18 protein-coding genes are annotated in these 18562 nt (G+C 65.5%); 6 read left to right on the top strand and 12 right to left on the bottom strand.

All coding sequences use genetic code 11. The features are described from left to right. Positions 1-66: 66 nt before the first annotated feature. From BXA03_RS25820 to BXA03_RS25875, 12 genes are all read right to left on the bottom strand, one after another. Positions 67-789 carry an ABC transporter ATP-binding protein gene (locus tag BXA03_RS25820; RefSeq protein ID WP_076512050.1) on the bottom strand — a complete coding sequence of 241 codons (723 nt, stop codon included), beginning with the start codon at positions 787-789 and terminating at the stop codon, positions 67-69. Then, positions 770-1537 (bottom strand): ABC transporter ATP-binding protein, encoded by a 768-nt coding sequence (locus BXA03_RS25825; protein ID WP_076512051.1) that lies wholly within the window; start codon positions 1535-1537, stop codon positions 770-772. The genes BXA03_RS25820 and BXA03_RS25825 overlap by 20 nt, the downstream gene beginning before the upstream one ends. After that, complete coding sequence (locus BXA03_RS25830) at positions 1534-2544, bottom strand: branched-chain amino acid ABC transporter permease (RefSeq protein ID WP_076512052.1); 1011 nt, start codon at positions 2542-2544, stop codon at positions 1534-1536. The genes BXA03_RS25825 and BXA03_RS25830 overlap by 4 nt, the downstream gene beginning before the upstream one ends. Then, positions 2541-3410 (bottom strand): branched-chain amino acid ABC transporter permease, encoded by an 870-nt coding sequence (locus tag BXA03_RS25835; RefSeq protein WP_076512053.1) that lies wholly within the window; start codon positions 3408-3410, stop codon positions 2541-2543. Before BXA03_RS25835 ends, BXA03_RS25830 begins: the two co-directional genes overlap by 4 nt. 15 nt (positions 3411-3425) lie before the next feature. Then, on the bottom strand, positions 3426-4604 hold the full coding sequence (locus tag BXA03_RS25840) for an ABC transporter substrate-binding protein (protein WP_076512054.1): 1179 nt from the start codon (positions 4602-4604) through the stop codon (positions 3426-3428). 87 nt (positions 4605-4691) lie between these two features. After that, the gene (locus BXA03_RS25845; RefSeq protein WP_076512055.1) at positions 4692-5330 is read right to left on the bottom strand and encodes an isochorismatase family protein; all 639 of its coding nucleotides are present in this window, start codon (positions 5328-5330) and stop codon (positions 4692-4694) included. Continuing rightward, positions 5327-6370, bottom strand: coding sequence for a 2,5-dihydroxypyridine 5,6-dioxygenase NicX family protein (locus tag BXA03_RS25850; RefSeq protein ID WP_076512056.1), 1044 nt, complete (start codon positions 6368-6370; stop codon positions 5327-5329). The genes BXA03_RS25845 and BXA03_RS25850 overlap by 4 nt, the downstream gene beginning before the upstream one ends. Before the next feature lie 23 nt (positions 6371-6393). After that, the gene (locus BXA03_RS25855; RefSeq protein WP_076512057.1) at positions 6394-7389 is read right to left on the bottom strand and encodes an amidohydrolase family protein; all 996 of its coding nucleotides are present in this window, start codon (positions 7387-7389) and stop codon (positions 6394-6396) included. Positions 7390-7406: 17 nt separating this feature from the next. Then, positions 7407-7922: an aromatic-ring-hydroxylating dioxygenase subunit beta gene (locus BXA03_RS25860; RefSeq protein ID WP_076512058.1), complete on the bottom strand. Its 516-nt coding sequence runs from the start codon at positions 7920-7922 to the stop codon at positions 7407-7409. After that, entirely contained in the window at positions 7919-9229 is a 1311-nt protein-coding gene (locus BXA03_RS25865; protein WP_076512059.1) for an aromatic ring-hydroxylating oxygenase subunit alpha, read from the bottom strand. Before BXA03_RS25865 ends, BXA03_RS25860 begins: the two co-directional genes overlap by 4 nt. Positions 9230-9238: 9 nt before the next feature. Then, positions 9239-10510 (bottom strand): NAD(P)/FAD-dependent oxidoreductase, encoded by a 1272-nt coding sequence (locus BXA03_RS25870; protein WP_076512060.1) that lies wholly within the window; start codon positions 10508-10510, stop codon positions 9239-9241. Further along, positions 10507-10824 (bottom strand): non-heme iron oxygenase ferredoxin subunit, encoded by a 318-nt coding sequence (locus BXA03_RS25875; protein ID WP_076512061.1) that lies wholly within the window; start codon positions 10822-10824, stop codon positions 10507-10509. The genes BXA03_RS25870 and BXA03_RS25875 overlap by 4 nt, the downstream gene beginning before the upstream one ends. A gap of 419 nt (positions 10825-11243) precedes the next feature. Between BXA03_RS25875 and BXA03_RS25880 the strand changes: the two genes are divergently transcribed. The 6 genes from BXA03_RS25880 to BXA03_RS25905 all read left to right on the top strand — a co-directional run. Next, positions 11244-13625 carry a xanthine dehydrogenase family protein molybdopterin-binding subunit gene (locus BXA03_RS25880; protein ID WP_076512062.1) on the top strand — a complete coding sequence of 794 codons (2382 nt, stop codon included), beginning with the start codon at positions 11244-11246 and terminating at the stop codon, positions 13623-13625. Next, entirely contained in the window at positions 13622-14473 is an 852-nt protein-coding gene (locus tag BXA03_RS25885; RefSeq protein ID WP_076512063.1) for an FAD binding domain-containing protein, read from the top strand. The genes BXA03_RS25880 and BXA03_RS25885 overlap by 4 nt, the downstream gene beginning before the upstream one ends. Positions 14474-14479: 6 nt before the next feature. Next, positions 14480-15697, top strand: coding sequence for a xanthine dehydrogenase family Fe-S subunit (locus tag BXA03_RS25890; RefSeq protein WP_083716548.1), 1218 nt, complete (start codon positions 14480-14482; stop codon positions 15695-15697). Positions 15698-15815: 118 nt separating this feature from the next. Next, complete coding sequence (locus BXA03_RS25895) at positions 15816-16622, top strand: alpha/beta fold hydrolase (protein ID WP_076512064.1); 807 nt, start codon at positions 15816-15818, stop codon at positions 16620-16622. Positions 16623-16711: 89 nt separating this feature from the next. Next, positions 16712-17263, top strand: coding sequence for a MarR family winged helix-turn-helix transcriptional regulator (locus tag BXA03_RS25900; RefSeq protein WP_017758551.1), 552 nt, complete (start codon positions 16712-16714; stop codon positions 17261-17263). Positions 17264-17369: 106 nt separating this feature from the next. After that, a partial coding sequence (locus BXA03_RS25905) for an acyl-CoA dehydrogenase family protein (protein WP_076512065.1) occupies positions 17370-18562 on the top strand: 1193 nt, incomplete at its 3' end.

Raw genomic sequence — 18562 nt, forward strand, 5'->3', positions numbered from 1 at the left:
CCGCTGCAGAGGAGGCCGAGAGCCTCGATGGCAGGCGCAGCCGCTCTCCCCACATATGGATCGACATCAACATTTTTGAATGCCGATGGTTCGGTTCAGCAGTTCTTCATTCTTGCGCAGTGCCACCGCAGAGCCGGAATAGGCGGCAACGCCGCGTTCCAGCACGATGACGTTCGTGGAGAAGTCGAGAACGACGTCGACGTGCTGCTCCACGAGAACGCAGCCGACTCCCAGCTGGTCGCTCATGCGGACGATCGCATCCATCAGTTCCTCGCGCACCATCGGGGCCAGGCCCTCGAGCGGCTCGTCGAGCAGCAGGATGCGCGGCTGCCCGACGAGCGCCCGCGCCACGGAGAGCATCTGCTGCTCGCCGCCCGACAGTTGGGTGCCTCCGTTGCGCCTGCGCTCCTTCAACCGTGGGAACAAGGCATAGACCTCTTGAAGGGCCGGTCCTGCCGAGCGCCCCTGGAGGCCCGACAGCAGGTTTTCCTCCACCGTGAGCGAAGGGAAGATGTCGCGGCTCTGCGGCACGTAGCCAAGGCCGGCCCGGGCCCGAGCGAAAGTGCTGGCGCCGCTGATGTCGTTGCCGGCGAAATGAACGCGCCCTTTCATCAGATCGGCCAGGCCCATGGCGGTCGCGAGCGTGGTCGTCTTGCCCGCGCCGTTGCGCCCGATCAGCCCCAAGCGCTCGCCTTCGCGCACGCTGAAGCTCAGATGCTCGACCACGGGCACACCGGCGTAGCCCGTGGTGACGTCGTCGAACCGAAGTTCAATGGGGGTGCTGGGCATGGTGGCCGTCTCGTCCGAAGTAGATCTGCTTGACTTGTTCATTGGCCGCGACCTCCTGCGGCGACCCCTCCACCAACACGGCGCCGGCCACCAGGACGATGATGTGGGTCGCAAAGCGGAACACGAGGTCCATGTCGTGCTCGATGAGCAGAACCGACAGGTCTTTCGGGAGGCGCTCGATGGCGCTCATGATGCGGCCGCCTTCTCCCTGCGGCACCCCGGCGCCTGGCTCGTCCAGCAGCAGGACATCGGGCTTCATGGCGAGTGCAAGCGCAATTTCCGCCAGCCGCTGTTCACCGAGCGCCAGCCGCCCGACGACCCGGTCCGCATAGGGGTGCAGGCCCAGCATGCCCAGTGTCTCGTGAACCTCGTCGTGAACGCGGGCGGATCGGCGCGGCGAAGGCCACCACTGCATGGAGGCGCGCAGCCGCTGCAGCACGGCGACCTTGACGTTGTCCGCCACGGTCAGCTCCTTGAACAGGCGACTGATCTGGAACGTGCGAACGATGCCGTTGCGTACGCGCGCGTATTGCGGCAGCTGCACGATCGAGCGGCCGTCGAGTTGGATGTCGCCAGACCGTGGTCGTATCGCGCCGCTGAGCAGATTGACCAGCGTGGTCTTGCCAGCGCCGTTGGGACCGATCAGGGCCGTGCGCGCACCCTGCGGCAGAGTGAGTGTGACGTTCTGCGTAACAGCCAGGCCCCCGAAGGAGTGGCTGAGGTTCTGGGTTTGAAGCCGGGGCGTCATCGGGTACCTCCGGCGCGCAGACGCTTCGGCACTGCCGCGGCCCTGTCCAGGAGTCCGACCAGTCCTTCAGGCAGGACGACGAGCACGAAGATCAACATCGATCCGATCACGAAGAGCCAGTGGTAAGGATTCAACGTCGATGCGATGTGGTGGATGGTCATGTATGCGACGGTGCCAAGTACCGCACCCGCGAGGCGGCGTGTGCCGCCCAGGACGATCATGACGACGACACCCGCCGACGTCGTGAAATCCAGCATGAAGAGATTGGCCACCTTGCTGGTCTGCGCCGTCAGTGCGCCTGCGAGGCCTGCCACGACGCCACCGACGGTGTAGACGGCCAGGAGGTGCAGGTAGACGCGGCCTCCCAGCGCCTGGACTCGGCCCGGGTCCTGCCGTATCGCCCTGGCCGTCAGGCCGAAGGGCGACTCCACGAGGTTGCGCACGAGGAAGTACACCAGCACCAGGGTACCGAGCGCGTAGAAGTAGCCGGTGTGGCCCATGAAGTTGAACTCCCAGATGCCGAACAGCGGAGCGACTTCGAACCCGGCCAGTCCATCGTCGCCGCCGGTAAGCCATCTGGCCCAGTTGGCAAGTTCGAGCAGCAGCTGCGCCACTGCGATGGTGAGCATGACCAGCGTGAGCTTCGTCGAACGCAGCATGACGGCACCGCTGAGCAGGGCGATCACGCCGCCGCCCACTGCACCGAGCAGCAGCCCGACGATCGGATCGGACGTCAGGTACAGCGCTGTCCAGCCCGCGACATAGGCCCCTGTGCCATACAGCGCGGCCTGCCCCAGGGTCGCGATGCCGGCCTGCCCCAGCACGAGGCTCAGCGAAAGCGCGAAGATGGACATCGTCGCCATGTTGGTCAGCAATCCGAGATCCGTTGGGAACAGCGCGAAGGCCAGCAGTCCCGCGAGCGTCAGAACGATCTCGGCCCGCATGTGCGTCCACGGCCGAATGCGAGATGGCGCAGGCAGCGTGAGGGGCGGGATCACCGTGCTCATGCCTGCCTCCCGAACAGCCCTTGAGGCCGGAACAGCAGGACGATGATCATCGTCAGGAAGAACGCAGCCGATGCGAGCTGCGGAACCATGTACTTCATCGAGGTCTCCACGATGCCAAGCAGCAATGCTGCGAAGAACGAGCCAAACAGATTGCCGTTGCCTCCCACGGCGACGACGGCCAGGAGGATCACCAGGTACTTTGAGGCGTAGGTCGGCTCCATCGGCAGCATCTCGGCGCCGGCAATGCCTCCCAGCGCCGCGAGCGCGGCACCGATGGCGAAGGTGCCTGCGTAGATCTTCGTCGTGTCGATACCGATGGCGCGCGCGATGGGGGCGTTGTCCACTGCGGCGCGCACCCGGATGCCGAAGGACGAACGGTCCACGGTCAGCCAGAGTGCAATGACCACCGCCAGCCCGCAGGCGACGACGAAGAGCCGGTGCCGGGGGATGGCGCGAAAGCCGAGGTCGACGGACCCACCGAATGCCTCCGGAAGCGCGACGGAAGTCACTGACGATCCGAACGTCAGGTTGACGGCCGCGGTTGCGACGAACATCAGGCCGATCGTCACCAGCATCTGGTCGAGATCGTCCCGCCCGTAGAAGCGGCGCAGCAGAGTACGCTCGAAGACGACGGCCAGGACGGCCACCAGGGCGATCGCCAGGACGAAGCCCAGTCCGATGGGAACGCCCAGGCGCTGCGGAATGCTCGCCGCAAGAAATCCGCCGATCATCGCAAATGCGCCGTGGGCCAGGTTCACCACACGCATGAGGCCCATCGTCATCGACAGGCCCACCGTGATCATGAACAGGATCATGGCGTACGTGACGCCATCGATCAGGATGCTGCTGAAAAGAGCAAGCGACATGCTTCAGTCCCAGCGCTACTTGGCTGCGCCCTGGATGCGCCCATAGTCGGGTTGCATCTCGAAGGTCCGGAACTCACGGTTGACGAAGCGCCCCGAAGAGTCCTTCTCGACCACCCGCATGTAGACGTTCTGCACGAACTCGCGGGATACTGGATCGATCTTCACCGGGCCGCGCGGGCTTTCCCAGGAGAAGCCCTTGGCGGCGGCGAGGGCCTTGGGCCCATTGCGCTTGCCGTCCGTCGCCTTGACCATGTGGTAGATCACATGCAGGCCGTCGAATGCATTCGCGAGCTGGACGGTCGGGATGGCCTTGGGGGCCACCTCGGCCAGAGTCTTGACGACGGCATTGTTCAGTGGCGAGTTGTGCGTTGCCGAATAGAACATGCCGGTCTCGATTCCCAACAACTCAGGTCCGATCGCACGCAGCTGGTCTTCGTCCGTCTCAGCCGTGCCCAAGAGACGCACACCCGCGGCCCGCAATCCCGCCTCGTTGTAGGCCTTGATCATGGCGTAGGTCGCCGGCCCGCCGGGACCGAAGACGTAGAGGGCATCGGGCTTGAGTGCCTTCACGCGCTGCATCAGGGGGCCGAAGTCCGTTGTCTTCAGCGGCGCACGGATGGCTTCGAGCAGCTTGCCGCCGCCGGCAACGAATTCGGTGTTGAACGCTTTCTCGGCGTCGAGGCCGGGCCCGAAGTCGCTCACGAGAGAAACCACGGTCTTGATGTTCTTCTCGATGGCGTACTTGGCCACGGGCACCGCCATCTGCGGCAGCGTGTACGAGGTGCGCAGCAAATACTCGGACCTCTCAAGAAGCGAAGAGGTCGAGGCGTTGAAGATCACCACCGGCACCTTGGCCTCCTGCGCGAGCGCGGCGACCGCCAGGGTGTCGGGCGTGAAATAGAGGCCGGCGATGTACTGGGCCCCATCCTTGATGATGAGCTCCTGCGCCAGTGCCTTGGCTTGCGCCGGATTGATCTCCGGCAGGTCGCGGTAGATGAGCTCGATCGTGTGTCCGCCCGCCGTGGTGCCGTTGAGCTTCTGGTAGGCCTTGGTTGCGCCTTCCCAGGTCTGCCCGACGGCCGAGAACGGTCCGGACATGGGCGCGATCACGCCCACCTTTATGACGTCTGCGCGACTTTGGAAGGCGAGCGTCGCGAGCGATACCGCAATCGCGGCAATGAGTTTGGGGGTCATCTTCTTCTCCAGGGAGTGGGGGTCTCTGCGGGCATGTGCCCGGGATTCGACGAGAGGTGGTGTGGGGAGCGTGGGGAACTGTGGGCGTCAGGCAGCGTCGCCGTGCGCCGCCTCGGTGGCTTGCAGGGCGGCATCGCGTGGCATCAAGGTCGCGTACTTCTGCTCCATGTCGAACAGATTGGCCTCGTGCGCCTGCAGCGAGCGGTCGCCCACGCAATCCGTCACGACCAGAGGGCGAAAGCCGTGACACATGGCATCCACCACGCTGGCACGGACACATCCGCTGGTGGTGCATCCTGCGATCAGCAGGGTCTGCACGCCGCGCTGAGACAACCAGGACGCCAGCGAAGTACCGAAGAAGGCCGACGGATGGATCTTGCGCAGCACGAGTTCGCCACTGAGCGGCTGCAGTTGCGGCACGATCTGGCTCTGCGGCGCGTCCTCGCGCAGGGCCAGGATGGGCGGTACCTTGAGCGCGAAGATGTTGGCGTCGGCGCCGTCGTCCTGGTAGACGACGCGCGTGTGGACGACGGGCCATCCACGCTCGCGCGCCGCATCCAGCAGGCCGCGTGTGCATTCGACGGCCGGCGTGATGTTGCCGCCGCCGAACGTGAGCGGATCCGCGAATCCGTTGACGAAGTCGATGATCAGCAGGGCATACGGCGCCTTGGGCGCGACGGCATGGCCGAAGCCCTGCCTTTGGTAGACGTCCGGTTCGGCGCTCATTGGAAGGCCTCGTCAATGACCTTGCCGTCGCGAACCACGACGATGTCGTCGAGCTTCACCGTGCAGTTGCGCAAGGGAATGTCGAGATGGCAGGGCGTGGTGCGAGGTCCCCCGGCCTCGTTGTTGGGGCCCAGCGAGAACAGGAAGTTGCCCTCGAACGCACGCGCGTCCTGCCCCGAGGTGGCCTCGCGGTCCACCAGTGACAGCGTGTGCCAGTAGCAGCGCGGCTGCATCCCCCAGCCGATGTGCGCGATGGCATAGGCCTCGGGGTCCTTGTAGGCTTCCATGAACTCGCGAAGCAGGGCGGCATCGATGTCACCTTCGATGCTGCGAACGAAGCCTTCGCGCAGGTGCATGGTGATCTTGTCCGAGACATAGTTCTTCTGCGGCAGCAGGATGTCGCCGCGGTCGATCACGATGGTGCCGTCGCTGCCGCCTTCATTGGCGAAGGTGAAGAGGAAGCCGCTGGGCCAATGGTCCCACCGCCCCGGCTCCTCGCAGAAGCCGTACTCGGAGATGGTCGGGAACTCGCCAAGCTTGAAGGTCACGTCCGTGCCGGCCGGCGAGGTCACATGCATACGCTTGGCGGACTTGAGCAGCTTCGATGCGGCGAGTACGCGTTCGCGATCGGCCGCGGTGGGAACTGCCCGGACCAGCACCTCCGGTGGCTCGACAGCCAGGAGGATCTTCGTCCCCGATTCAAGAATCTCCATCTGTTCGGGCGAGAACAGCAGGAGCATCAGATCCAGGACGATGTCGCTGTTCTTCATCGCCGCGAGCGCGACCGGGTTGTTGGTCAGGGGCGTCTCCCCCAGATAGTTCATCAGGTCGCGGCTGGTGGCCTTCTCCGCGTTGATGGGCTGCAGATCGATCCGGGTGACGACCGCGCCCGCGGCCTGCGCTGCGATCGTTGCGGTCTGCAGCGTCTGCGGATGGGTGTGGGGACCGCAGAGGATCGTGACCTTCTGGCCGCGCTCCACCTTGCTGAGCTTAAGAACCGCGTCCCAGGCCTTGACCATCTGGTAATCGCTGACTGGCATTTTTCGTCCTTGGTTTGAAAGTTTCAGATCTGCAGAAGTGCGAGGTCCTGCGGGCTGCCCAGCTTGAAGAGCCGGCGCGCATTGCCATGGCACACCAGCTCGCGGGTGCGCGCGTCGAGCGGCGCCTCCTCGATGAAGGTGCAGGCCTCGGCGGTGGACTCGTAGGGGTAGTCCACGGAGAAGAGCACGGCCTCGGCGCCGAGCTCGCCGAGGGCGCCCAGCAGTGCCGGTGCGGAGCACACGCCAGACGTCGTGATCAGGATGTTGCTGCCGATGTACTCGCTGGGCTTGCGCGCCAGCGTGATGCCCGAGGGGTACGCGGCGAAGCGGCTGTCGATGCGCCAGCGTTGATACGGCAGCGCCTCGCCCATGTGGCCCAGCAGGAGGGTCAGCCGCGGGAAGCGGTCGAACACCCCACCGAACAGCAGGCGCAGTGCGTGCCCGGCCGTCTCCACACCCCAGCCCCAGGTGGCCCCTTGAAGGACAGGCATGCCCTCCAGCAACGCAGGCGGCTGGCTGAACGCGTTGGGGTGCAGATAGATGGGCACGCCGAGTGCTTCCGCACGCTCCCAGAACACGTCAAACTCGCGGCCTTCGTAGTAGCGGCCCAGGGTGTGGCCGTTGATCAGCGCGCCCTTGAAGCCGTACTCGGCGACAGTCCGCTCCAGTTCCCGGGCTGCAGCGGCCGGGTCCTGGAGCGCGACATGCGCGAACGCGCCGAAGCGTTTCGGATGTCGCGCGACGCGCTCGGCGAGGAACTCGTTGTTCTCGCGTGCGCGCCGCACGGCGGCGGCGCCATCGACCTCGGCCTGGACGCCGGGCATCGTTTGCGACAGCACGGCGTACTCGATGTTCCCGGCGTCCATCTCGGCCAGGCGCTGGTCGTCGAAGTCGCTCAGCCGGGCGTCGAGCCTGGCGACGAAGTCGGCCGGCAACGCTCGCGTGTACTTCGCGGAATAGGCGTCGAATCCGGGAGCGCTGAAGTGTTCTTCAAGCGCGATCTTGGGGGTTGATTTCATTGGGGTCCTTGGTGCGTTCAGGCCGGGTAAGCCAGGGCCGTGTCCAGAATCTCTGTGTCGTGCACCACCTCGCGGCTTGCGATGAGCAGCCGCTCACCGTCGCGCACGAAGCGGTCGTGATAGATGCCCGAGAGATGGACGGTCGAAGGCCCCTCGACCAGGGTCTGCATCAGGATGAAGGGGGTCTGCGAGCTGATCGTGTCGCCCGCTTCCTCCAGCACACGCGTGATTCCCAGCACATGCAGGATGTGCCGGGGGGCGAACATCTGCGAGTGCGCCACGGCGAGTGCGCGGTCGGTGATCATGTCCAGGCCCTCGCAGTAGATGAGGCCCACGGGCATGTCCAGCAGCGCGTTCTGGCGCGAGGTGATCCGGTAGGTCGCGTCCTTGCTGAAGAACTCGGGCCAGCGCTCGATGTCGTTGGCATCGAGGGCGGCGCAGTACTCGACATGGAAGGAGTCGATCTCTGCGCGCAGATCGGCGGCGCGGCGCGGCGAGATCGATGATCTGGTGTAGGCGAGCCGCTCTCTCATGCTGCCATCTCCGCGACGGGGATGCCCATGACGTCCCGGTAGTACTCGTACAGCGACCGGATGCACGACTCGGAGATCAGGTTACGCGCCGTTCCCTGGTAACCCGCGTCGAGCTTGACGACATTGTTGTCCGTGGACGAATTGCGGATGCCTTCCTGGACGAACTTCAGTGCCTCGTTGTCTTCGAGGCCCAGGAAGCCGGATGGGCCCATCAGGTTCCCCTGTCGAAGGCGATGCCGCGTCATCTCGGGCGTGTCGTCTTCGTAGCCGAACATGGTCCAATGCATCACCATGCTGTTCGGGCCGTTCGGAATGATCTGGCGCACCCCCATCGTGTTCATCTGGCGCTGCACGATCAGGTTCGGCCACATGGTCATCATGTTGGCGGACCAGGGCGAGTCGAACTCGCGCACGTAGTCCAGGAAGCGCTCGTCGCGCAGCCTGAGGTTGTCGCTGAACGACCGCATTTCCGCCTTGTCGTCGGCGGCGACCGTGGCATAGACCTGGTCGGGTTTGGAGGAGGCCATGTAGCCGTGGCGGCCATGCTCCTTGTCGGCAAAGACGATCGACTTGATGCCGGGCACCAGCAGGCCGAACACCACGAGGAACGAATGCAGCAGCGTCGCGTGGTACGGATCCTTGAGGTTCTCGTGGTACATCTTCCAGTTGCACGGAAGCTCGTTGCGGCAGTACCCCAGGATCTTGAGCTTCCTGCCCGAGAACGGAACGTCGAACTCCTCGACGATCTCCTTGGTCATGTACTCCTCCAGCGGCGGCGTCTTGTCAGAGTAGGTGGCGAACACCACGCCGTTGCGCGTGGCGACGCGCAGTTGACGGGTGCCGTGCTCCGCGTTCTTGAAGTCCGGTGGCATGCCGCCGACCTTGTTGATTCCGCGCTTGAACGGAACGCCCTGGAGGTTGCCCTTGAGGTCGTATGACCACTGGTGGTAGGGGCAGACGAACTCCTTGGCGTTGCCCTGGCTGGCGCGGCAGAATTCGGCGCCGCGGTGGGCGCAGCGGTTCTCGAAGACGGAGATCGTGTTGTCTTCCGCGCGAACGATCACCACCGCCGTGGCACCGACATAGCCGCGCTTGAAGTCACCGGGGTTCGGTATCTCGGCTTCCAGCGCAACGAAGTTCCAGGTATCGCCCCGGAAGATGCGCTCGATCTCCTGGTCGTAGATGGCCTGGCTGGTGTAGACCCAGTCCGGAATGTTGTTGAGTGCGTCCGCGGGCCAGACGCATTGCTCCAGGGGCGGGTTCTTCCGGGCATTGGTGATGCCGATGGCCGCCTGCGATTGATACATGAATGCTCCTTAGGCTGTGAGAGGTGGTTGAACGGTGGGCGGTGTGCCGCCTCGCATCTGCTTGGCCCATGCGCGCAGCTCGGCAGCGTCACGCTGGAATTCATCAAGCAGCACCGGCTCCCCCTGCTCGAAGAGGGGCCGGATGGCGCGGAGATCGGCGCCGGCGTTGATCGCCACGCCGTGCAACGGAACGCCGCCGCGGTGGCCGATCCACAGCGCCTTGCCGGTGGCGGGGTCGCCGCGGCGCACGTACTCGAGACCAGGGGCTGGCAGACCCAGCATCTGGATGTTGTGCCGGCCCTGGTCGGTCCAGAACCAGGGCACCGCCGGTGCTGGCGCGGTCGCACCGACCATGGCGGCAGCGGCGCTACGAGCCTGCTCGTTGGCGTTCTGCCAGGATTCCAGGCGCATTGGTGCTTCGTACCCAGGGCGCTGCTGGCTGGTGCAGTCGCCGCACGCGAACACGTTCCTGTCGCTGGTGCGGCACTGCGCGTCGACGAGGACGCCGCCGCCTTCGGCGACATCCAGGCCGGCCGCGCGCGCCAGTGCATCGTTGGGCGAGAGGCCGATGGCGACGACGACCTCGTCCGCTTCCAGGGCGCCGGCATGGGTCGACAGGCGCATGCGGCCCAGGGGCAGAATGTCGATGCGTTCGAGGACTGCGCCGAGCAGGAGGTGCGCACCTGCCTGCCGCAGACCGGATTCGAGCCAGGCCGACGCCTCCGGCGGGAGGAAGCGATCGAGCAGGGATGGCGCGCGTTCGATCACCGTCACAGCCGCCCCGGTCGCCAGCGCGGAATGGGCGATCTCGAGGCCGAGAAAGCCGCCGCCGAGGATCGCGATCTGTGGCTGGCCCTGGAGGGCGGCGCGAAGGCGGCGCGCATCGTCGAGCGTGCGCACGTAGTGCACGTGCGGCCTGCCCGCCGGGGCACATGCGAGCGCGCGGGCTTCACCGCCGGTGGCAAGCAGGCACATGTCGTACGGAAGCACCTGGCCGTCGGCAAGGCGAACCGACTGGCCGGAGAGATCGAGGGCAATCGCCTCGCTGCTGCTCTGCACATCGATGTCGCCCAGTGCCCAGACATCCTGGGCGAACACGTCGAGGCTCGGCTCCTCGGGCGCCACCAGTACGGCTTTGGACAGTGGGGGCCGCTCGTACGGCTTGTGGGGCTCCCGCCCGAGCATCGTGATGCGACCGCGGTAGCCGTGTTCGCGCAGCGCGTGCGCAGCCACTGCCGCAGCCTGTCCGGCACCCACGATGACAACGCCAGGTGCGGTCATTTCTGATCCGGCGACATCACGTAGATGTCATCGCCATCCCGCCTGACGGCATGCGTGCGCAGGTCGACGGTGACCGGCGCGCACATCGCCTTGCCAGTGCGAATGTCGAAACGCCCCTGATGCAGCGGGCATTCGACACAACCGTCCTCGATATAACCCTCCGCCAGAAGCGCGGTGGCATGCGTGCACATGCTGTCCGTGGCGAAGAATTCGTCGTCTATACGAAAGAGCGCGACGCCGTGGCCCGCGACGTTGACGGTCTTCGCTTCATCGTTTTGCAGGTCTCGCGCCGAAGCGACTTTGATCCAGTTCATGGCTTCATCCGGTGGCTCCCGGATCTCTCATAAGTAGTCAGTGAACTGTCATATTATTGATATTTACGGTTGACTTCAAGTGCGGGTTTGCACTGTCGGAAACTGCACCAGAGTAGGCCGTGAATGATCAGTAAGAACCCCAAATATGGGCGCTTTCACCAATGAAATGCACCAATCTAAGGCTGCAAGAACTCAAGGGTTTGCATCGATGGAAGCAAGCTCTCTTTGCCCAGGATTGCTCCTATAATGGTGCTCAGTGAACTGTCATATAGTGACGATGCTGGTGATGCTGACGTTGGGTTCCGAGCGGTATTCGCCAAAGAGGCCTGCTCTCGCATGTCGATCGCATGGGCTTGACCGGTGGTGGACAGACTCGACGGGGTCGGGCGCCAGCAAACAACTCAAGGAAAAGGAATTGCATGGACCGAGCAGACATTCCGGCGAGGCTCTTGAAGCGCGAGGGCATCGGCGCCCGGGTTCCTCGAAAGGAAGATGCGCGCCACCTGGTGGGCAAGGGCAACTTCGTGGGCGATTTCGTGCTGCCGGGCCTTCAGGAGGTTGCGTTTCTGCGTAGCCCTCTGGCGCATGCGAAGGTCACTGATGTGGACATTCCCGACGCTCTGGCGGGAAAGGTGTTCGTGCGGGACATGATGGCGGACGCGGCGGACATCGGATCGCCGTCTTCGGTGCCCACGTACCAGTACTCGGCATTGCCGCCGTTGGCGTCGGGCAAGGTCCGTCACGTTGGGGAGGCCGTCGCCATGGCGGTCGCTCCGACGCGTGCGATCGCGGAAGACCTGCTGGAAGAGGTGGACGTCTCGTACGAAGAATTGCCCGTTTACTACAGCGCCGAGTCGGCTCTCGCGGCAACGGGCGAGTTCATGCATCCCGAATGGAAGGACAACGTCTTTCTCACGCTGCGTGCTGACCGCGACTTCGACGCGCTTGCCGCCCAGGCCGAGGTGAAGGTCAGCCGCACAGTCGAGCTGTCGCGCCAGTGCATCGTTCCGTTGGAAGGCAAGTCGGTCCTGGCCTACTGGGATTTCCAGACCGATCAGCTGGTCGTCGTCAGTGCCACCCAGGTCCCGCATCTGCTTCGCGTCGGCATCGCTCAGCACCTTGGGATGAACGAGGAGGCGGTGCGCGTCGTGTCGCCCGACGTCGGCGGTGCTTTCGGCTACAAGGGGCAGCTCTATCCCGAAGACCTCTGTGTCGCCTGGTTGGCCAAGACCTACCGCACGCCGTTTCGCTACCTCGAGGATCGGCGCGAGCACCTGATCGTCGGCGCCAACACGCGGCAACATCACTATCAGCTCACGGCCTATGCGGACCGCACGGGCAAGCTGCTGGCCCTCGATGCGGTCATCACCATCGACGGCGGTGCCTATTCCTACTATCCCTTCTTCGTCGGACTGGAGCCTGGCCAGGCGATCGGGAACCTGCCCGGTCCGTACAGCTTCCGGGGCTACCGGTGTGAAACCGTGTGCGTGGCGACCAACAAGCCCGGCTTCATGGCCTACCGAGGCGTGGCGCGCACGGGCGTGTGCTTCGCGATCGAACTTCTCATGGATGCCGTGGCCCGGGAGGTGGGCCGTGAGCCCTGGGAGGTCCGGCTGGAAAACCTGGTGCCGGCCTCAGCCATGCCCTACGTCAACGTGGCCAACAAGCACTTCGACAGCGGCGACTTTCCGGCAAGCCTGCGCCGCGCGGTCGAGATAATCGGACTGGACGCCGTTCGCGAGCGCCAGGCGCGTGGTGAGCCGGACGGACGCCTCATTGGCTTCGGCACCGCCACATACACCGAGCAGTCGGCCCATGGGACGACGGTGTTCGCCAACTGGGGCCTGCCCGTGGTGCCCGGCTTCGACCAGGCAGTCGTCAGGATGACTGCGGACGGCGGCCTTGAGGTTCGCGTAGGCGTGCACTCGCATGGTCAGGGCATGGAGACCAGCTTCGCGCAGATCGCCAATGACGTTCTCGGCATTCCGGTCGGAAGGATCCGGGTGGTGCATGGCGACACCGCGCTCACGCCGTTCTCCTCGGGTACCTACGCGTCGCGCGCCACCGTCATGTCGGGCGGTGCCATCTCGGTCGCCTGCAAGGAGCTCCTGCCGCGCATCCAGTCGATCGCCGGCTATCTCATGGGGGTAGATGCGCATACCGTTGCATTGATCGAAGGACGCGCAGTGTCGGGCGACAAGTCGATTCCACTGTCGGAGGTCGGTGGCGCCTGGTACCTGACGCCACAGGACTTGCCCGCCAACGTCCATCTGGGCGGCCTGGAGGTGTCACGCGCGTACAAGCCTGCGGTCGACACCGGTACTTTCACGTATGCCACACATGCCGTGGTGGTGGCTGTCGACACCGAGACGGGCGAGGTTGAGATCCTCGACTACGTGGTCGTCGAGGACTGCGGGACCATGGTCAATCCGATGATCGTCGAGGGTCAGACCATTGGCGGCATTGCGCAAGGCATCGGCACTGCGATGTACGAGGAGAGCCCGTACGACGAACAGGGTCAGCCTCTGGCGTCGACGTTGGCGGACTACATCCTTCCCGGTGCGACCGAGGTGCCGCGCGTTCGCATCGACCATTTCGAGACGCCGTCGCCGCACACGGAGTTCGGCGCCAAGGGGGTGGGGGAAGGAGGGGCGATTGCACCGCCCGCGGTGATCTTCAATGCGGTGAATGACGCCCTGCGCGGCACCGGTGCTGCCGAGGTGCTCATGACGCCGCTGACGCCACGCCGATTGCTCGCGGCACTCGAGAACACCACGCGCGAGCAGGAGCACACGCAATGAAGGCACCGAAGTTCGCGTACACGCGCGTTCTCTCGATCGACGACGCGATCTCGGCACTGGCGGCGGGCGCGGGCACGGCCAAGGCCATGGGCGGCAGCCAATCCCTCGGCCCCATGCTCAACCTGCGGCTGGCGCGGCCGGCGCAGGTTGTCGATGTGGCCCAGATCGCCAGCTTGCGCACGGTCAGCCGCAAGGCTGGCTGGATCGAGATCGGCGCCGCCGTCACCCATGCGGAGATCGAGGACGGCATACACACCCCTCTGGCTGAGCACCCCATGCGCCAGGTGGCCGCGGGCATTGCCTACCGCGCAATCCGCACGCGAGGCACCCTGGGCGGAAGCCTGGCGCATGCCGATCCGGCGGCCGATTGGGTGGTGGTGCTGGCGGCACTCGGCGCGCGGATGGTAGCGAGATCGCCGCGGGGCGAGCGCACGGTCGAGGTCGATGCGTTCATGCTCGGCGCCTACACGACCGTGCTCGAGCCCGATGAACTGATCGTCTCCGTCGCGGTGCCGGCGCAGACCGCTGCGACGCGCTGGGGCTACCACAAGGTCTGTCGAAAGCCGGGCGAGTTCGCGGAAGCGAGCGCGGCGGTCTACGTCGACGCTTCGCTGCAGCGTGCGCGGATCGTCCTGGGGGCCGCGGATGGTCCTCCAATCCTCTTGCATGCCCTCGCGGCCGAGATCCAGCGTCGAGGCGCCAGTGCCGCTGATCGCGAGTCGCTGCGGGCAGCCGTGCGCGCTGCGCTGCCCGAGCGCGACGCCATCGACCAGAAGCTCTTCACCGCATGCGTGGAGCGCGCACTCGAGCAGTCCGGCGTCCTGGCCGGCACACAACCCGCGGAGTAGAAGCACTTGGACCCGATCAGCATTCACGTCAATGGTCGAAGCGTCAGTCGGGCGGCCGAGCCCAGGACGCATCTGGCCGACTTCCTGCGCGATGAGCTGCGCCTCACCGGCACGCACCTCGGCTGCGAACATGGCGTATGCGGCGCCTGCACGGTGCTTGTGGACGGCCAGCCCACGCGCTCCTGCATCACCTTCGCCGTGGCGTGCGAAGGTCATGAAGTCACCACCATCGAGGGCTACGACGGCGACGCCGCGATGCAGTTGCTGCGGCAGGCGTTCACGCGACACCATGCGCTGCAGTGCGGCTTCTGCACGCCCGGGATGCTGGCCACGGCGCGGGACATCGTGCTTCGACTGCCGGATGCCGACGAAGCGCGCGTGCGTCTGGAGCTGTCCGGTAACTTGTGCCGATGCACCGGCTACCAGGGCATCGTGGATGCCATCCTTGATGTGCTGCAGCAGCAGCGCGACACGCCCGACGCGCAGTTCGAGCGGCTGCGCCACCGATTGACGGCGCCGCGGACAGTGGCAGTTCAGCGTGCTGCCGCTGTGGTGGCTGCCGATCCGTCGGCGCCCGCGCCCAGCAAGGGCGCCACGGCCAACCCGGTCGGCGCGGCAGACATGGCGGAAGTCGATCCGGTGGCGATGGCCAAGGCCAAGGCGAAGGGCAACGCGATCGAGGTCTTCTTCGACGTGCCCCATCCGCTCGAGAGGGTGTGGGAGTTCATGGGCGACCTTCCTGCAGTGGCGTCCTGCCTGCCCGGGGCGACCGTGGACTCGCACGAGGGGGACAGGGTCAAGGGCACCATCGCGATCAAGTTCGGACCGATGTCCGCCGCGTTCGCCGGCGCGGCGCGGCTGGAGCGCGATGACGCCGCCAAGCGCGCCGTCCTGAGGGGCGCGGGCCAGGACAGCCTGAGCAAGTCGCGCACCCAGGGCGACATTACCTATCGGCTCGAGGCGCTGTCCGCCGACAGCACCCGGGTCCACGTGGACATGATCTACGCGCTGCAGGGCCCGCTCGCGCAGTTCTCGCGCTCGGGGCTCGTGAAGGATTTCGTTCGCCGCATGGTGGCCGACTTTGGCCACCAGATCTCGCGCCGGCTGAGTGGGCAAGCGGGTCCGATCGAGGGAACGCTCCCCACCGTGTCCATGGCCGGGATGATGTGGAGCGTGCTGTGGAACCGGATTCGCGGCTGGTTCGGCGCGGGGCCGCGCTCATGAGACATCTCCCGTCACATGTCGCGACGCCCGAGAGAAGACGGCGCCCGCTTCTGTCGACCCAAGCTCCAACGCGCCACTGGCTGATTGGGGCCGCTGAGCGGACAACCGAGGAACTGCATTGAGCCACTTTCTTCATGGGTACCAAGTCCGTGCCAACGGGGTTCGCCTGCACCTGCTGCGCTATGGCGGGCAGGGTCCCTGCATGCTGCTGCTCCCGGGCATCACCAGTCCCGCGATCACCTGGGGATTCGTCGCCGAGCGGCTGGCGCGCCACTTCGACGTCCACGTCCTGGATTTCCGGGGGCGGGGCCTGTCGTTCAGCGGGCCCGGCATGGACGCGAGTCTCGACGCCATGGCAAGCGATGTGGTCGAGCTGATGGCGCTGCAGGGTTGGGCTCCTGTGACGCTGCTGGGGCATTCCATGGGCGCCCGCGTCGCGATCCGCGCGGTCACGCGAGACGCTCGGCGCATCGATCGGCTGCTGCTGATCGATCCCCCTGTCTCCGGCCCGGGCCGCCGCCCCTATCCGGTGCCGCTGTCGTGGTACTTGGATTCCATCCGGCTGGCTGCACAGGGGATCTCGGCCGAGGAACTGCGCCCCTACGCGCCCACCTGGACCGACGAACAGCTACAACTGCGGGCCGAATGGCTGCACACGTGCAGCGAGGAAGCGATTGCCCAGGCGCATGCCGGCTTCCACGACGACGACATCCATGGCGATCTGGCCAGCCTCAAGACGCCCGGACTACTGATGACGGCGGGGAAGGGCGGCACAGTGCTCCCGGATGACCTGGCAGAGATCAAGGCGCTGGCCCCGGGCTTGACGCAGTGCGTGGTGCACGGCGCCGGGCACATGATCCCCTGGGACGACGAAGATTCGTTCTACCGCTTGCTGGGCGAGCATCTTGAGGTCGAATTCTCCTAGTGTCAGCAGCGGCGTTGGGAGGTTTGCAACGTGCTTTGGCCAATGAGGCAGTCGATACACTCGATGGAGAAAGTATTGGCGATCTCGACATGACGAAGCGTTCCTCCGTGGCCAAAGAGAAGAAGGGTGGGTCGGCAGCGCCGGTGAAGCGGCAGGGTGCCCAGCCCTTCAATCCGCTGCGCGAGGTGATGTGGCGTCGCCCTGGGTTCCTGATTCGCCGACTCACTCAGATCGGCCAGGCATTGTTTTTCGATCTGTGCAAATCCGAGAGCATCACGCCTCTCCAGGTGGGCATGCTCACGGCACTATCGATGAACCCTTGGCTGGATCAGAAGGCCATCGGTCGGGAGCTCTCGCTGGACCGCACGACGACGGCCGAGGTGCTCAAGCGTCTAGCGGACAAGGGACTTGTAGAGACGCGAGTGAACCCCGAGGACCGCCGTTCCAGGCTGTCCGTCATCACCGCGGAAGGCTTGAAGCTCATCAACGATCTGCAGGAGAGCATTCATCGATCGCAGGAACTGCTGATCGAACCGCTGCCCCCGGAGGACCGGGAGGTCTTCATGAAGCTGCTGGCGCGACTCGTCGATGCGCACGAGAAGATGGAGCGGCAGCTGGAGCAGCAAGAGCATCCGGAATAGCCGAGGGTCGACACCCTCGATCACTGCCTCGGGCGGCGCGGCGCATACGGCGTCGTGCCAGTCGCGTTCACGCCTGCGGCGCAGGCATTTCAACCAATTCGCTGATATGAGCTACACCGCCCCCCTGAAGGACTTGCTGTTCGACATCCAGCATCTGGCGCAAATCTATGAGATCGCCAAGCTGCCGGGCTTCGAAGATGCCGGCCTGGACACCGCCGCCGCCGTGCTGGAAGAGTGCGCCAAGCTGACGCAGGATGTGATCGCGCCGCTGAACGTGGCGGGCGACCGCGACCCCTCGTCCTTCAAGGACGGTGCGGTGCGCACCACGCCCGGCTTCAAGGACGCCTTCCGCCAATACGCCGAAGGCGGCTGGCAGGGCCTGCAGCATCCGGTGGACTTCGGCGGTCAGGGCCTGCCCAAGACCATCGGTGCCGCCTGCGGCGAGATGGTCAACAGCGCCAACCTCAGCTTCGCGCTGTGCCCGCTGCTGACCGACGGCGCCATCGAGGCGCTGCTCACGGCCGGCTCGGAGCAACTCAAAGCGACCTATCTGGAAAAGCTGGTGAGCGGCGAATGGACCGGCACCATGAACCTCACCGAGCCGCAGGCCGGCAGCGACCTGGCGCTGGTGCGCACCCGCGCCGAGCCGCAGCCTGACGGCAGCTACAAGGTCTTCGGCACCAAGATCTACATCACCTACGGCGAGCACGACATGGCGCCGAACATCGTGCACCTGGTGCTGGCCCGCGTGAGCGGCGCGCCGGAGGGCGTCAAGGGCATCAGCCTGTTCGTCGTGCCCAAGTTGATGGTCAATGACGATGGCTCGCTGGGCGCGCGCAACGACGTGCACTGCGTGAGCATCGAGCACAAGCTGGGCATCAAGGCCAGCCCCACCGCCGTGCTGCAGTACGGCGACCACGGCGGCGCCATCGGCTATCTCGTGGGCGAGGAAAACCGCGGCCTCGAATACATGTTCATCATGATGAACGCCGCCCGCTATGCGGTGGGCGTGCAGGGCATCGCGGTGGCCGAGCGGGCCTACCAGCATGCGGTGGCCTATGCCCGCGAGCGCGTGCAAAGCCGCCCCGTCGATGGCTCGATGACGAAGAGCGCGCCGATCATCCACCACCCCGACGTGCGCCGCATGCTGATGACCATGCGCGCTTACACCGAAGGCTGTCGCGCCATGGCCAGCGTGGCCGCCGCGGCCTACGACGCCGCCCACCACCACGAGGACGCCGAGGTGCGCAAACAGAACCAGGCCTTCTATGAATTCCTGGTGCCACTGGTCAAGGGCTA

The organism is Pseudacidovorax sp. RU35E, from assembly GCF_900156165.1.
Lineage (GTDB): Bacteria > Pseudomonadota > Gammaproteobacteria > Burkholderiales > Burkholderiaceae_C > Xenophilus.